Below are 14821 nucleotides of genomic sequence, written 5' to 3'. Positions count from 1 at the left end.
CATATAATACAGACCCATTTCAAACTTGAGCTAATGATGTCCTATCAAATCTGGATTGCATATATGTTGGCATGTTGGGTGATTAGTGTTTCCCCAGGTGCAGGTGCAATTGCGTCTATGTCGAGTGGTTTGAATTATGGGTTTAAGCATGGGTATTGGAATGCCATCGGCCTGCAATTGGCACTTTTGGTTCAGATAGTCATTGTTGCAGCTGGGGCAGGGTTCTTATTTGCGACGACACCATGGGCATTTCTGATCGTGAAATGGTTTGGTGTGGGCTATTTATTGTATTTGGCTTATTTACAGTGGACAGCGCCAACAGAGTCAATTGAAATCCAACAAGATTTACCAAATAAATCACGTTTAAAATTAGTTGTACATGGCTTTTTGGTCAATATGAGCAACCCTAAAGCGATTGTATTTTTGTTGGCGGTTTTGCCGCAGTTTTTAGATTTATCCAAACCCCAATGGATTCAATATGTCATCATGGCTGCAACAATGATTAGCATCGATTTGATTGTCATGGCGGGGTATACCGGTCTCGCTGCAAAAGTGCTGCGGTTGTTAAAATCACCCAAACAACAAAAATATTTGAATCGAGCTTTTGCGGTATTATTTGCTTGTGCTGCGAGTTTATTGAGTTTGGTGCATCAATAAATCCAGTGAGATGATTCTGAACATTGTATTTGACGTGCAAAAAAAGCCATGCAACTGCATGGCTTTTTTTTGATATGTCGCGAATTGAACAATGAACGTTGCTACTTAAGCCACTTTCTTAAATTTTTGCATAATAAAAATCAGGGCAAAGAGCAGCGCCATGGTTAATACAATAGTCAGTCCTGTAGAGGTGTTTAAACCAGCACTTGACCATAACCCCACGGTCACACCGACTTGGGCAATGATGAAAGACCACAGCACCATTTGTTTCGGGGAATTTGCCAATAAACGAGCGGTTAATGCAGGAATCACTAACAATGCACCCATCAGCAATGAGCCGACAGCACGTAAAGCCAATACGGTAAATAATGCCAGTAATAACATAAAAATCAGACGTTGCCATTTAGCGCTGACACCTTCACTGACCGCAATGTCGGGGTCAATGGCAATCTGAATCTGCGATTGCCAACTTTTATACAGCACTGTCAGTGCCACAATGATCACCACTGCAAAGACAGGCAAATCTGACCAAGAAATGGTGAGTAAATCACCAAATAAATAGCTGAGTAACTCAGGTCTTAAACTTGGCAAATGTTGTATGAAGAGTAAGCCAGAGCACAGGAGTGTTGCTGAACATAGCGCGAGCAAGGCGTCATTGGGCAAGCGTGGATCGTGTAACACCCATAAGATTGCAACTAATAAAAGTGCAATCAATGTAACGCCTGTCCAAAGCGGTAGACTCATCGCACCGGCAATGGCGACACCGAGTAAAGTGCCATGCGCCATGGTGTCTGCAAAAAAAGACATGCGACGCCAAAGCATCAAGCAGCCGAGGGGTGCAGTCAGGAACACCAGCAAAGTGCCCATGATCCATGCTGGCAAAAGGAGTTGTAGCCATTCCATCATGGATTATGCTTCCGGTTCAGGGTGAATATGGGGACGAGAGTCATGCTGGCAAGGCGTTGCACTATCGCCATGCGCACAGTGATCATGATGGTGTTGATAGAACACACGATTTGTTCCAAAGATCGCTTGATATTCAGGATGTTGCTGTACATTTTCAGGCAAGCCACTGCAACAAATATGTTTGTTCAGGCAAACCACACGATGTGTTCCTTGCATGACCCACTGTAAATCATGAGAGACCATCAAAACTGCACAGCCATATTTTTTAGGCAGGCTACGCACGTAGTCATACAGTTCCGCTTCAGACTGGATATCTAGACCTTGCATAGGTTCATCCAGAACCAATACATTCGGTTGACGCAATAAAGCCCGTGCAATCAATACACGTTGACGTTCGCCGCCCGATAGTTGCTGAACTTTAGATTGTTGTAACTTGGCAATGCCTGTATCACGAATAATTTCTTGCTTAATGCTGGCATCACATTTTTCTAATGCCAATAAATCACACACACGTAGCGGTAAGCTGTGTGATGGATTAAATTTTTGTGGCACATATGAGAATTTTAATTTTTGTATGCTGATCACTTTACCAGATACAGGTTTTACAATACCCAATAACACTTTGATGAGCGTGGATTTGCCTGCACCGTTAGGACCAATCAAGGTGACAATTTCTTTTTCGTGTAAGGCGAAATCTACATTTTTTAAAATGTCACGTTCATCGATTCGGACATGAACATGCTCTAAAGCCACAATGGGCTTCATATTTAGTGTTTGCTGCGGCACTGCTGACAGATCCCTGAAATTTCAATAATACTGTGATGTGCAGTAAAGCCATCGGATGCAGACAATTCATCGAGTTGCGCCATCAAGCCTTGAGCAGATGCTTCTTTGACTATTTTACAATCGGTGCAAATCAGGAATGCGGCTTGATGTCCTTCGCGCGGATGACAACACGGGATGTACGCATTAATCGACGTTAGACGGTGAATCAAACCTTTTTCAAGCAGAAAATCCAGCGTACGGTATACCGTCGGTGGCGCTGCAGGTCGGTCAGACTCACTTTTGATTTTAGCCAAAAGGTCATAAGCGCCCATTGGCCCCGTTGCATTTAAGATCAGTTCCAATACTTCTTTACGCAAGGGCGTAAGTCGAGCACCCGTCGCACTACAGAGACTCTCAGCTTCAGCAAGGCGCTGTTCGACATTATGATGATCGTGTACACCATGCAAAGCATTATGATGTTCGTGTGAACATGCGCTCATAGCCAACCTCGAGTACGAAACTGTATAAAGAAAAAGACTTTAAATCTTAACATGAAGCGTAAGGACTTACGAACAGACGTAGGTTTTTTTACGATTTTGTTATATTATAACACTATTCATTTTATGGTGCTCTCTCCCCATGTCCCGTGTATTTCTTTTTTGTAGTTTGGCTTTATTCAGTGTGATGAGCTGGGCGCAAGGTCTCGTTGTTTCTACACAACCGATTTATTTAATCGCGAAGGATGTACTTAAGGGCGTAGAGCAGCCCAAACTACTGCTTGACCATCAATCTGGACATGATGTGAGCTTGACGCCTGCACACCGTAAAACCGTGCAAGATGCCAACTTGGTTTTATGGTTAGGCCATGCACACGAAGCACCTTTAGCAAAAATGTTGGATGAAAGTGGCAAAAGTATCGCTATTTTAGACTCAGGCATTATCAGTGCGTTGCCTTTGCGGGATGTTCGTGGCAATGCATTAAAAGGCACAATCGATACACATGTCTGGCTTGAACCAAACAATGCGGTTCGAATCGGCTTTTTTATTGCTGCTTTACGTTCACAACAGTTTCCAGAACATCGTGAAAAATATTGGGCTAATGCGCGTGCATTTGCGCAGAAACTCTTGATCACAGCCCAAAAAACAGATGTGTCGAGCCGTGCTCAGCCTTACTGGTCTTACCACGATGCCTATCAATATCTTGAGCGCTCACTGAATTTGAAATTTACCGGTGCGTTGACCGATGATCCACATGTCGCACCGACATTGGCACAAATCAAATACCTGAAAGACCATCGCGCGCAGCCAAAAATATGCTTACTTGCAGAAGCACATGCCAGCCAAAATCAGTATCAAAAGCTCGGTGGCATCGTCTTTCAGCCGGTGGACGAAACGATGAGTGGGGCAGGGGATTTTGTAACAGCATGGAAGATGTTGGCTGATGAAACCCTGAAATGCACACTAAATGCACGAAAGTAAAGTAAAAAATAAACAACTATTGATTAGTTTGAAAGCAGTTTGCCAATTTAAAAAAACACGACTAAGGTCGGGAAAAGATTGCAAGTTAAGGGGTGTAACTCTATAATGCCTGCGATTAAAAATAATCATCAGTTAAACTTGTCAAGCAGAATTGCTGTGAGTGAACAAAAATGAGTCGAACTAGTCGCATGATTGATCGACGATTAGCGAAAGCTTTAGTCATCTTACAAGCAGTAATGATTCCTGTTTCAGCCCTGATTGGTTGGGTCCTTAAAGACACAATCACAGCATATAGTGCAGCTTTGGGTGCGTTGGTATGTTGGCTAGCAAGTAGCTACTTTTCATGGCAGTCGTTTCGTGCGGCTGGTGCCCGTGCCTCTAAACAGGTGCTGTCAAACATGTATCGTGGCTTAATGGGCAAGTTTGCAATCGTGATTGTTGGATTCATTTTGATTTTGATCAATGTCAAGCCGTTGTCAGCGGTGGCATTGTTTTGTGGTTTTATGCTCGTACAAAGTATGTCGTGGGTCGCTCCTTTTTGGGCAACACGCTTAAAAAAACGAGTGTAAACACAACAAAAAATTGAAAAGTTTTTTGGAGAGTAACGAGATATCAGGCAGCACGCGATATTCGTTTTCTCTATTAGTTTTGACATTGACCAGGTGTGATTTATGGCTGCTGAAGAACATGCCCTTACTTCGACCGAGTACATTCAGCATCACTTGACTAACTTGACCTATGGCAAAATGCCAGATGGTACTTGGAAGTTAGCTGAGACTGCTAAAGAAGCTCAAGAGATGGGGTTCACTGCTATTCACTTGGATTCAATGGGTTGGTCTATTGGCCTTGGTATTGTTTTCTGTTTGTTGTTCTGGGTTGTAGCGAAAGCTGCAAACTCTGGTGTTCCGACCAAGTTCCAGTCTGCAATCGAAATGATTATCGAGTTCGTTGACTCAAGTGTCCGTGACACTTTCCATGGCAAATCGCGCTTAATCGCGCCGTTAGCGTTGACCATCTTCGTGTGGATTTTCCTCATGAACTTGATGGACTTGATCCCTGTTGACTGGATTCCTTATACAGCTCAATTGATCGGTGCTAACGTGTTTGGTATGGATCCTCACCACGTTTACTTCAAAATCGTTCCATCTACTGATCCTAACATTACCTTGGGTATGGCATTATCAGTATTTGCGTTAACTATTTTCTATAGTATCCGTGAGAAAGGTCTTGTCGGATTCGGTGCAGAATTTGCACTTAACCCATTTAACCCAAGTAACCCAGTTTTAAAAGCATTACTTATTCCAGTAAACATTATTCTTGAATTAGTAACTTTTATTGCACGTCCAATCTCATTGGCTCTTCGACTGTTCGGTAACATGTATGCGGGTGAGTTGATCTTCATCTTGATCGCATTACTACCGTTCTGGATCCAGTGGGCGTTGTCTGTGCCTTGGGCGATCTTCCATATTCTTGTTATTACGTTACAAGCATTCATTTTCATGATGTTGACTATCGTATATATGAGTATGGCTAGCGAAAAGCATTAATGGTATTGCTCAACTGTCAAAGGGTGGTTGGGCACACAATTTTTTAACTTAATTTGGTATAAACCTAACCTCTGAGGAATTATCATGGAACTCACTTTAGGTCTAGTTGCAATTGCATCTGCTATCTTGATCGCTTTTGGTGCTTTAGGTACTGCGATTGGTTTTGGTCTTCTAGGCGGCCGTTTCTTAGAAGCTGTTGCTCGTCAACCAGAATTGGCTCCACAACTTCAAACTCGTATGTTCTTAATCGCAGGTCTTCTTGATGCTGTGCCTATGATCGGTGTTGGTATTGGCTTGTTCTTCATCTTCGCTAATCCATTTGTAGGTTAATCAGCTTAATTCCTAAATTAAACTATTGAGGAATAGCAATGAATATCAACCTCACATTGATTGGCCAAGCGATTGCATTTGCGATTTTTGTCGCATTCTGCATGAAGTTTGTATGGCCACCACTAATCAATGCGATTAGTGAGCGTCAGCGTAAAATCGCTGATGGCTTAAACGCTGCTGAAAAAGCAAAAGCTGACCTTGCGGATGCGCAAGCACAAGTGAAAGCTGAATTAGACGCGGCTAAAGCACAAGCGGCTCAATTGATCGAACAAGCGAACCGTCGTGGTGCGCAATTGGTAGAAGAAGCGCGTACTCAAGCTGCGGCTGAAGGTGAGCGTATTCGTCAACAAGCTAAAGAAGCTGTTGATACTGAAATCAATGCTGCTCGCGAAGAATTACGTCAACAAGTTGCTGCTCTTGCAGTTACTGGCGCAGAAAAAATTCTGAACCAGCAAGTTGACGCAGAAGCTCACAATGCCATGCTGACTCAGCTGGCTGCTAAACTTTAAGAGAGGCGGATTATGGCTGAACTCTTGACGTTGGCACGCCCATACGCTAAAGCAGCATTTGCTTACGCTTCTGAGCAAAATGCAACTGACGCTTGGTCAAATGCATTGAATTTGCTCAGTGCTGCGGTGCAAGACGAAGCATTTTCAGCTTATCTAAATCGCCCTGAGCTTACTCCTGCTGAGCAGGTAAGTGTTTTCGCAAAAGTTTTAGGTGAAGACCAGACTGCAGCAGTGTCAAACTTTTTGACATTGCTTGCCGATAATGACCGTCTGGCACTTCTTCCTGAAATTTCAGAAGAATACGAACAGCTCAAATCACAGAATAACAATACTGTGGATGTAGTGATTGAATCTGCATTCCCATTGACTTCTGTACAAGAACAATTACTTGCGCATGCATTAGAGAAAAAATTCGAAGCTGCCGTAAATGTTTCTGTAGAAGTTAACCCAGCGTTAATCGCGGGTGTAGTTATTCGTGCAGGCGACCAAGTGATAGATGATTCTGCGCTTAACAAGCTTGAAAAAATGCGGACTCGTCTTCTTGCTTAACAGCTCGAAGACTGAACTTTAAAAAGATTGAGGTATAGCGCAATGCAACAACTGAATCCATCCGAGATCAGTGCGCTCATTAAACAGCGTATCGGCGATCTGGACACCAGCGCGACCGCTAAGAACGAAGGGACCATTGTTATGGTTTCCGACGGTATTGTGCGCATTCACGGCCTTGCTGATGCAATGTACGGTGAAATGATCGAATTCGACGGCGGCTTATTTGGTATGGCACTGAACCTAGAACAGGATTCAGTGGGTGCCGTTGTCTTAGGTAACTACTTAAGCCTTCAAGAAGGTCAAAAAGCTCGTTGCACAGGTCGTGTATTAGAAGTTCCGGTTGGTCCAGAACTTTTAGGCCGTGTAGTAGATGCTCTTGGTAACCCAATTGATGGTAAAGGCCCTATTGACGCAAAACTTACTGATGCTGTTGAAAAAGTAGCACCAGGCGTAATTTGGCGTCAATCAGTGGATCAACCTGTACAAACTGGTTATAAATCAGTAGATACAATGATCCCTGTTGGTCGTGGTCAACGTGAGTTGATCATCGGTGACCGTCAAACTGGTAAAACAGCTATGGCGATCGATGCGATCATCGCTCAGAAAAATTCTGGCATTAAATGTGTATACGTAGCAATTGGTCAAAAACAATCGACTATCGCTAACGTTGTGCGCAAGCTAGAAGAAACTGGCGCTATGGCGTACACAACTGTTGTAGCAGCTGCTGCAGCTGATCCTGCAGCGATGCAGTATCTTGCTCCGTATGCTGGTTGTACAATGGGTGAGTACTTCCGTGACCGCGGTGAAGACGCGCTTATCATTTATGATGACTTGTCTAAACAAGCTGTTGCTTACCGTCAAATTTCATTGCTTCTACGTCGTCCACCAGGTCGTGAAGCATATCCTGGTGACGTATTCTATCTACACTCACGTTTACTTGAACGTGCTTCACGTGTATCTGCTGACTACGTTGAGAAATTCACTAACGGTGAAGTTAAAGGCCAAACTGGTTCATTAACTGCATTACCGATTATTGAAACTCAAGCCGGTGACGTATCTGCATTCGTACCTACAAACGTAATTTCGATTACTGACGGTCAGATCTTCTTAGAAACATCATTATTCAACGCAGGTATTCGTCCTGCTGTGAACGCGGGTATCTCTGTATCACGTGTTGGTGGTTCTGCTCAAACTAAGATCATCAAAAAATTGTCAGGTGGTATCCGTACCGCTCTTGCGCAATACCGTGAATTAGCTGCGTTTGCTCAGTTCGCTTCTGACCTTGACGAAGCAACTCGTAAACAGCTTGAACATGGTCAACGTGTAACTGAGCTTATGAAGCAAAAACAATATGCTCCATACTCAATTGCTGACCAAGCTGTTTCAATTTATGCATCTAACGAAGGCTACATGGCTGACGTAGAAGTGAAGAAAATCGTTGCATTTGATGCTGCGTTGATCTCTTACTTCCGTTCAGAAAATGCTGCGTTAATGCAAAAAATTGACGAGACTGGTGCTTACGATAAAGAAATCGAAGCAGCAATCAAAGCAGGTATTGAAAGCTTTAAAGCGACTCAAACTTACTAAGATTCAACTGTGTTGAATCTGGTTTTGGTTTGGTTCACGGATCAACCTTCGGAAGCTCGAAAGGGCTTTCGAATACTAGGTTAAGCGTATGGCAAATTTAAAAGAAATTCGCGCCAAAGTAGCTAGTATCAAAAGCACGCAGAAAATTACTCGCGCGATGCAGATGGTAGCAGCTTCTAAGATGCGTCGTGCGCAAGAGCGCATGGCTCAAGGCCGTCCGTATGCCGAAAATATGCACCGTGTAATTGCTCATTTGGTACAAGCGAACCCTGAATACAAACACCGTTATATGGTTGAACGTCCTGTAAAGCGCGTTGGCTATATCATTGTTTCTTCAGATCGTGGCCTTGCTGGTGGTTTGAACATTAACTTGTTCAAAAAAGTGGTAAAACACGTACAACAGCAACAAGAGCAGTCAATTGAAGTTCAATTTGCTTTAATTGGTCAAAAAGCGGTTTCGTTTTTTAAAAACTACGGCGGTAAAGTTCTTGGTGCAACTACAAACGTAGGTGATGCTCCGAGTCTTGAACAGTTAACTGGTTCTGTACAGGTGATGTTAGACGCGTTTGATAAAGGCGAGTTAGATCGTATTTATCTAGTGTCAAACGGCTTTGTCAACGCCATGACTCAAAACCAAAAAATCGAACAGCTTGTTCCTTTAGCAGCTGCTGAGGAAAGCGAAGGTCTAAACCGTCAATACGGTTGGGACTATATCTATGAACCAGAAGCTGAAGAGCTGTTAAATGGTTTATTGGTTCGTTACATTGAGTCTATGGTTTATCAAGGTGTGATTGAAAACATCGCATGTGAACAGTCTGCTCGTATGGTTGCAATGAAAGCTGCAACTGATAACGCGGGTGAATTGATCAAGAGCCTACAACTTATTTATAACAAGCTGCGTCAAGCCGCGATTACTCAGGAAATCTCTGAGATCGTTGGTGGTGCCGCTGCCGTTTAACATTATTAGTTTGAATTGAGGAGACAGCAATGAGTAGCGGTCGTATCATTCAGATCATCGGCGCGGTTATCGACGTCGAGTTTGAACGTAACAGCGTTCCTAAGATCTATGACGCTCTCCATGTTGATGGTACTGAAACTACATTAGAAGTTCAGCAGCAACTTGGTGATGGCGTAGTTCGTACTATTGCAATGGGTTCTACTGAAGGCCTTAAGCGTGGTCTTACTGTAACTAACACTGGCGCGCCTATCTCTGTACCTGTAGGTACTGCATGTTTAGGTCGTATCATGGACGTTCTTGGTCGCCCTATCGACGAAGCTGGTCCTGTTGGTACTGAAGCTCGTTTACCAATTCACCGTCAAGCGCCTTCTTATGCAGAACAAGCGGCTTCTACTGACCTTTTAGAAACTGGTATTAAAGTCATTGACTTACTTTGCCCGTTCGCTAAAGGTGGTAAAGTTGGTCTGTTCGGTGGTGCCGGTGTTGGTAAAACTGTAAACATGATGGAGTTGATCAACAACATCGCGAAAGCTCACTCAGGTTTATCTGTGTTTGCTGGTGTTGGTGAACGTACTCGTGAAGGTAACGACTTCTATCACGAAATGAAAGACTCTAACGTTCTAGACAAAGTAGCAATGGTCTACGGTCAGATGAATGAGCCACCAGGTAACCGTTTACGCGTAGCGTTGACTGGTTTGACTATGGCTGAGTACTTCCGTGACGAAAAAGACGAAAACGGTAAAGGCCGTGACGTTCTATTGTTCGTTGACAACATCTATCGTTATACACTAGCGGGTACTGAAGTATCAGCACTTCTAGGTCGTATGCCATCTGCAGTAGGTTACCAACCGACTCTTGCAGAAGAGATGGGTGTTCTTCAAGAACGTATTACGTCTACTAAGTCTGGTTCTATTACGTCAATCCAAGCGGTATACGTACCTGCCGATGACTTAACTGACCCATCGCCTGCGACTACCTTCGCTCACTTGGACGCGACTGTTGTATTGAGCCGTGACATCGCATCTTCTGGTATTTACCCAGCGATCGATCCACTTGACTCTACTTCACGTCAGTTAGATCCACTTGTAGTGGGTACTGAGCATTACGAAATCGCTCGTTCAGTTCAAAACGTTCTTCAACGTTACAAAGAATTGAAAGACATTATCGCAATTCTTGGTATGGACGAATTGGCAGAAGAAGACAAACTTACTGTATACCGTGCACGTAAGATCCAACGTTTCTTCTCTCAACCGTTCCACGTAGCTGAAGTGTTTACTGGTGCGCCTGGTAAACTTGTACCGCTTAAAGAAACGATTCGTGGCTTTAAAGGTCTTCTAGCTGGTGAATACGATCACATCCCAGAACAAGCGTTCTACATGGTTGGTGGTATTGACGAAGTGATTGCTAAAGCTGAGAAACTTTAATTAGTTACCTAATTTAGGAGATTCTCATGTCAACGATGCAATGTGACGTTGTAAGTGTTAAAGAGTCTTTGTACTCAGGCACTGTAACTATGCTAATTGCTAAAGGTGCTGGCGGTGAGTTGGGTATTATGCCTGGCCATGCACCACTAGTAACTTTGCTCAAGCCGGGCGCAATCCGCGTTCTGCTTGAAAATGGTACAGAAGAATTGATCTATGTATCAGGTGGTGTACTTGAAGTTCAACCGCACGTTGTTACAGTACTTGCAGACACTGCAGTACGTGCTGACAACCTTGATGAAGCAGCAATTATTGAAGCTCGTAAACAAGCTGAACAATTGTTAGCAAATCAAAAGAGCGATTTGGACGCTGCTGCTGCATTGGCTGCTCTTGCAGAAACTGCTGCTCAGTTGGAAACCATCCGCAAAATCAAAAACCGCGCTCAATAAGACACGGTTTGAGATTGAAAGAGCCACCCGAAAGGGTGGTTTTTTTATGCCTAAAGTATTTGAAAAAACTGATCAATCTAAAGTTGCATATATTTTATTCATATTTTGATTTATTCTCATTCAATTCAACTGCCTAACACTGCCTTATGAATCTCATCGCTTTTGAACCTCACTTTTGGGAACTTTACCAAGACTTTGATCACTATTATTTAAGTATTGCGGTCGATATGAGTTCGGTGGTGTCTTGTTGGGATGTGGAATTGACGCATGAAGAAGTGCAGCAATATGAGCATCGTGGTCGTGTCAGTATTCAAGAACTGGCAAAAGAGATGGTGGCTGAAACCTATAGAGGTGATTTTAGTTCTTTGGAAAGTCGCTTGGTGAAACCGTATGAACGACAAGCCATGCAAGCTGCGTTTAAAACATGGCAACAGCAGCAACAAGCTGAGTAACTGGTTTATGCGGTTATGGGTTCATCGGTAAGATTGAGAACTCGCCATTTGCAATAATTTTAAGCTTAAAAATTTCAGTAAAACCTTCTTCATAGCAGGGAATTTCTAATTTCTTATAGGTGGCTCGAACTCCAACTTCGGGAATATTGGCTTTACCTTCTCTATAGCTATTACGTTCTAAAGTACTGGCCAAATCAGTGTCAAAATAATAAGCAATTACATCAAAGCCAGCATCTCGCGTACGTTGAATATACCGCGTACGATCCATACGTGTCGGGTTGGTGTTATCAATTACCATTTTGGTTTTAGACACCAAACCAGCTTCAAAAATTATATTTTCACGATGTCGGGTTTTCAGCATATCAAGATTAATACGCAAATGACTGTGATATAAATTCAACATATAAAATGTGGATTTACCCGATGCTTGTACACCGGTGAAAATAATCAGTTGCATAGTGGATGAAAAAATCTGTAGACCTTATATTACATATTAAAGCAGCTACGGGCTTTTGCTACAATTTTTGCACTGCCAATAACAACAAAATAGGTCAGGACTTTTTATGTATACACTTCGATTATGTTTCTGCTTATTGCTGGCAACGCCGCTGCTTGCCTGCCAAAGCCAATATGTCACCACACCGAATGTCGCGACTGAAGCCGCATTGGTAGCGGAATCAGTGGATAATGGCATCAGTACAGAACTTGAAATTCCCTATTTATCCGCTTTTCGCAACCTAAGACAAGCCTATAACCACTGTGTGGCGTTCACCTCAGCAGAAGCTTATGTGTATACTGACAATCGACTGGAAGAACATTTAGAGCAGGGCACGCTGATGGCGCGTACAGAAAATGGCGCTTTTCTACATAAAATGTTGGTGGAGGGAATGGGAGCTGACAAAACTCGAATTACCCTGTTTCTGCCAGCCAAATTTCATTTTGCCCAAGCCCGTTTTAAGCAAGATGTGCAACGTGCACTTGGACAAGATAAAAACTGTAATACCTATGAGTTTGCTCAATCTTAAAATAGGAAAAAGAGGCAGTTGTTTATTTTCTGGTTGGGAGATTTTCTATGCTTAAAAATTCTATGCGTTTCAAATATTTGAATATCGGTTCTTAACACTATGTGGGAAGTTTTAGATTAAAAAATATTGTGAATTTACAGCATGGCACTTTGTGATGTGTGGTCGATCAACCGATCATCAGGTACTGAATCACAAGAAGTAGCAAACCGAGAGAATTGCTTACAAATTCATCACGCCGACCAATTTATTCTTCCTCTATAGTAGAGCTAGGTTGTTTAAAAAATAATCTCAACACTTATAAGATGGAGAGAATAAATATGGCAACAATGAAAGCAGCCGTAGTGACTGCATTTAATCAACCACTACAAATACAACAAGTCGAAATTCCTAAAGTCACGCCGGGCAAAGTCTTGGTCAAAATTATCGCGACAGGTGTCTGTCATACCGACTTACATGCCATGCATGGCGATTGGCCTGTTCAGCCAACCTTACCTTTTATCCCTGGACATGAAGGTGTCGGTGAAGTAGTTGAAATTGGTGAAGGAATTGAACATTTAAAAGTTGGTGATATCGTCGGGATTCCTTGGTTATATTCAGCGTGTGGGCATTGTGATCATTGCTATGCGGGCTGGGAAACCTTATGTAAACAACAACAGAACTCAGGCTATTCAGTCAACGGCAGCTTTGCAGAATATTGCTTAGCAGATGGTGATTACGTCGGTGTGATTCCTGAAGGTGTCGATCTATTAGAAATCTCACCTATTCTATGTGCTGGTGTCACTGTTTATAAAGGATTGAAAATGACCGAGGCCAAAACTGGGGATTGGGTCGCCATTTCCGGTATTGGTGGTCTAGGTCATGTGGCAGTGCAATATGCCAAAACAATGGGCTTTAATGTCGTAGCGATTGATGTTGATGACTCAAAACTTGAATTGGCTAAAAATCTCGGTGCCGATGTCGGCATTAATGCCTTAAAAACCGATGTAAAAGAAGCAGTGTTGCAGGCAACGGGTGAAGGCTGTCATGGTGTCTTGGTGACGGCGGTTTCTCCGAAGGCCTTTGAGCAGGCTGTTGCCATTGTCCGTCGTGGAGGTACCATGGTCTTAAATGGTTTGCCACCCGGAACTTTTGACTTGTCGATCTTTAATATGGTGCTGGAGGGAATTACGGTACGTGGTTCAATTGTTGGGACACGTCTGGATTTAAAAGAAGCACTAGATATCGCTGCGCGCGGTAAAGTCAGAGCACATATTCATGTTGAACCGCTCGAAAATATCAACGATATTTTTGATCGTATGGAAAAAGGTAAAATTGATGGCCGTATCGTGATTGATATGCGGCTTTAATGCAAAATCCCACAGGCAACATAACATAGAGCAAAATCAAGACAGACCGATTCAGTATGATTGAAAGGTCTGTCTTGCATGTTTAGAGCTAAGAGAAAATTAGCTTTCTGATGTTTTTTCTTGAGCTGAATGATCTGAAATGATCATGCTGGCAAGTTTAACCATCTCCAGTTGGATATTACCCATTTGATTTTTAATTTTCTGAATATCGACTTGAGTTAAATCCATTTGACCATTTAAAAAGGGTGAAGCCAAAACTTGCTGATTGGCAGCTTGTAAATTGCTGCGAATATCATTGATTTCAGTACTTTTTAGGTTCAGTCCACTGAGTGCCTGATTAAAACCTTTCAATTGTTGTTGCAGCTGATCGGCTGCTTTTTGTAGTTGAATCGGGTCTTGGCTATTGACTGCCGTTTCAATATCGCTTTGGGTTTGTTTCAATTGCTCAACATAGCTGCCCGCTTTCAATTGCATGTCGGCGACATCACGGACAATGTAAAACATATTGCCGCTTTTTAGATTTTGTTGCTGAGCCGCTGATTCTGTTTCAGTTGCTTCATGATGCTCAGAGGAAGCCGTATTGGATAATTCAACTTCTTCAGTGGTAGTTTGAATGTCTTGCTCAGGTGCTGTTGCAGGGTCACAACCGATCAGCACCAAAACACCACTAAAAATGGCAAAAGGGAGAAGGGCATTCTGCACGAGCTTTTTCATTCAATCATCACTATGTGTTAAGTCTATGCTTTGAATATAGGGGCAGAATGTGGATTAAAAATAGATTGTTGCAAAGCAATAACAAAATAATCGCTTGAACAAAAAAAAGAGGGCATTTGCCCTCTTT

General features: G+C 42.8%; 19 protein-coding genes. 14 read left to right on the top strand and 5 right to left on the bottom strand.

Annotated features, from left to right (window positions below):
- The first annotated feature begins 36 nt into the window (after window positions 1-36).
- Window positions 37-657: a LysE family transporter gene (locus FTV38_RS08135; RefSeq protein ID WP_180005346.1), complete on the top strand. Its 621-nt coding sequence runs from the start codon at window positions 37-39 to the stop codon at window positions 655-657.
- 105 nt (window positions 658-762) lie between these two features.
- Here the strand turns inward: FTV38_RS08135 and znuB are convergent, their stop codons facing one another.
- From znuB to FTV38_RS08120, 3 genes are read right to left on the bottom strand one after another with little or no spacing between them, the layout of a single operon-like run.
- On the bottom strand, window positions 763-1563 hold the full coding sequence (znuB, locus tag FTV38_RS08130; RefSeq protein WP_078191483.1) for a zinc ABC transporter permease subunit ZnuB: 801 nt from the start codon (window positions 1561-1563) through the stop codon (window positions 763-765).
- Window positions 1564-1566: 3 nt separating this feature from the next.
- On the bottom strand, window positions 1567-2328 hold the full coding sequence (gene znuC, locus FTV38_RS08125; RefSeq protein WP_373683934.1) for a zinc ABC transporter ATP-binding protein ZnuC: 762 nt from the start codon (window positions 2326-2328) through the stop codon (window positions 1567-1569).
- Between the two features lie 2 nt (window positions 2329-2330).
- Window positions 2331-2828, bottom strand: a complete 498-nt coding sequence (locus FTV38_RS08120) for a transcriptional repressor (RefSeq protein ID WP_078191481.1) — start codon at window positions 2826-2828, stop codon at window positions 2331-2333.
- A gap of 139 nt (window positions 2829-2967) precedes the next feature.
- Here FTV38_RS08120 and FTV38_RS08115 point away from each other — a divergent pair, with 139 nt between their 5' ends.
- The 11 genes from FTV38_RS08115 to FTV38_RS08065 all read left to right on the top strand — a co-directional run bounded on the left by FTV38_RS08115 (window position 2968) and on the right by FTV38_RS08065 (window position 11609).
- A complete protein-coding gene (locus FTV38_RS08115; protein WP_180022172.1) occupies window positions 2968-3807 on the top strand; it encodes a metal ABC transporter solute-binding protein, Zn/Mn family in 840 nt (279 codons plus the stop codon).
- A gap of 170 nt (window positions 3808-3977) precedes the next feature.
- Window positions 3978-4376, top strand: a complete 399-nt coding sequence (locus FTV38_RS08110) for an ATP synthase subunit I (protein WP_078194025.1) — start codon at window positions 3978-3980, stop codon at window positions 4374-4376.
- A 102-nt stretch (window positions 4377-4478) separates the two neighbouring features.
- Entirely contained in the window at window positions 4479-5354 is an 876-nt protein-coding gene (atpB, locus tag FTV38_RS08105; protein WP_078191478.1) for a F0F1 ATP synthase subunit A, read from the top strand.
- Window positions 5355-5438: 84 nt separating this feature from the next.
- On the top strand, window positions 5439-5684 hold the full coding sequence (gene atpE / locus FTV38_RS08100; protein ID WP_000424060.1) for a F0F1 ATP synthase subunit C: 246 nt from the start codon (window positions 5439-5441) through the stop codon (window positions 5682-5684).
- A gap of 38 nt (window positions 5685-5722) precedes the next feature.
- Entirely contained in the window at window positions 5723-6193 is a 471-nt protein-coding gene (locus tag FTV38_RS08095; RefSeq protein WP_078191477.1) for a F0F1 ATP synthase subunit B, read from the top strand.
- Window positions 6194-6205: 12 nt separating this feature from the next.
- The gene (locus FTV38_RS08090) at window positions 6206-6742 is read left to right on the top strand and encodes a F0F1 ATP synthase subunit delta (protein WP_078191476.1); all 537 of its coding nucleotides are present in this window, start codon (window positions 6206-6208) and stop codon (window positions 6740-6742) included.
- A gap of 42 nt (window positions 6743-6784) precedes the next feature.
- Window positions 6785-8329, top strand: coding sequence for a F0F1 ATP synthase subunit alpha (atpA, locus tag FTV38_RS08085; protein ID WP_078191475.1), 1545 nt, complete (start codon window positions 6785-6787; stop codon window positions 8327-8329).
- A gap of 88 nt (window positions 8330-8417) precedes the next feature.
- Window positions 8418-9287 (top strand): F0F1 ATP synthase subunit gamma, encoded by an 870-nt coding sequence (atpG, locus tag FTV38_RS08080; protein WP_078191474.1) that lies wholly within the window; start codon window positions 8418-8420, stop codon window positions 9285-9287.
- 29 nt (window positions 9288-9316) lie between these two features.
- A complete protein-coding gene (atpD, locus tag FTV38_RS08075; RefSeq protein ID WP_078191473.1) occupies window positions 9317-10711 on the top strand; it encodes a F0F1 ATP synthase subunit beta in 1395 nt (464 codons plus the stop codon).
- A gap of 26 nt (window positions 10712-10737) precedes the next feature.
- Window positions 10738-11157: a F0F1 ATP synthase subunit epsilon gene (locus FTV38_RS08070; RefSeq protein WP_180022171.1), complete on the top strand. Its 420-nt coding sequence runs from the start codon at window positions 10738-10740 to the stop codon at window positions 11155-11157.
- A gap of 146 nt (window positions 11158-11303) precedes the next feature.
- Window positions 11304-11609, top strand: coding sequence for a hypothetical protein (locus FTV38_RS08065; protein WP_180022170.1), 306 nt, complete (start codon window positions 11304-11306; stop codon window positions 11607-11609).
- 13 nt (window positions 11610-11622) lie between these two features.
- On the opposite strand, the gene FTV38_RS08060 is transcribed toward FTV38_RS08065, so the two are convergent.
- Window positions 11623-12066, bottom strand: coding sequence for an AAA family ATPase (locus tag FTV38_RS08060; RefSeq protein WP_180022169.1), 444 nt, complete (start codon window positions 12064-12066; stop codon window positions 11623-11625).
- 106 nt (window positions 12067-12172) lie between these two features.
- Between FTV38_RS08060 and FTV38_RS08055 the strand changes: the two genes are divergently transcribed.
- Together FTV38_RS08055 and adhP are read left to right on the top strand one after the other, a co-directional pair.
- Entirely contained in the window at window positions 12173-12634 is a 462-nt protein-coding gene (locus FTV38_RS08055) for a hypothetical protein (protein ID WP_180022168.1), read from the top strand.
- A 317-nt stretch (window positions 12635-12951) separates the two neighbouring features.
- On the top strand, window positions 12952-13980 hold the full coding sequence (adhP, locus tag FTV38_RS08050) for an alcohol dehydrogenase AdhP (RefSeq protein WP_180022167.1): 1029 nt from the start codon (window positions 12952-12954) through the stop codon (window positions 13978-13980).
- A gap of 99 nt (window positions 13981-14079) precedes the next feature.
- Here adhP and FTV38_RS08045 read toward each other — a convergent pair whose 3' ends face one another.
- Window positions 14080-14694: a hypothetical protein gene (locus tag FTV38_RS08045; RefSeq protein ID WP_180022166.1), complete on the bottom strand. Its 615-nt coding sequence runs from the start codon at window positions 14692-14694 to the stop codon at window positions 14080-14082.
- Window positions 14695-14821: the final 127 nt, after the last annotated feature.

The sequence above is a fragment of the Acinetobacter sp. YH16044 genome, assembly GCF_013417145.1.
In the GTDB taxonomy this organism is placed as follows: Bacteria; Pseudomonadota; Gammaproteobacteria; order Pseudomonadales; family Moraxellaceae; genus Acinetobacter; species Acinetobacter amyesii.
Note: the sequence above shows the minus strand (reverse complement) of the source record. Positions and strands in the feature narration are given on the sequence as shown.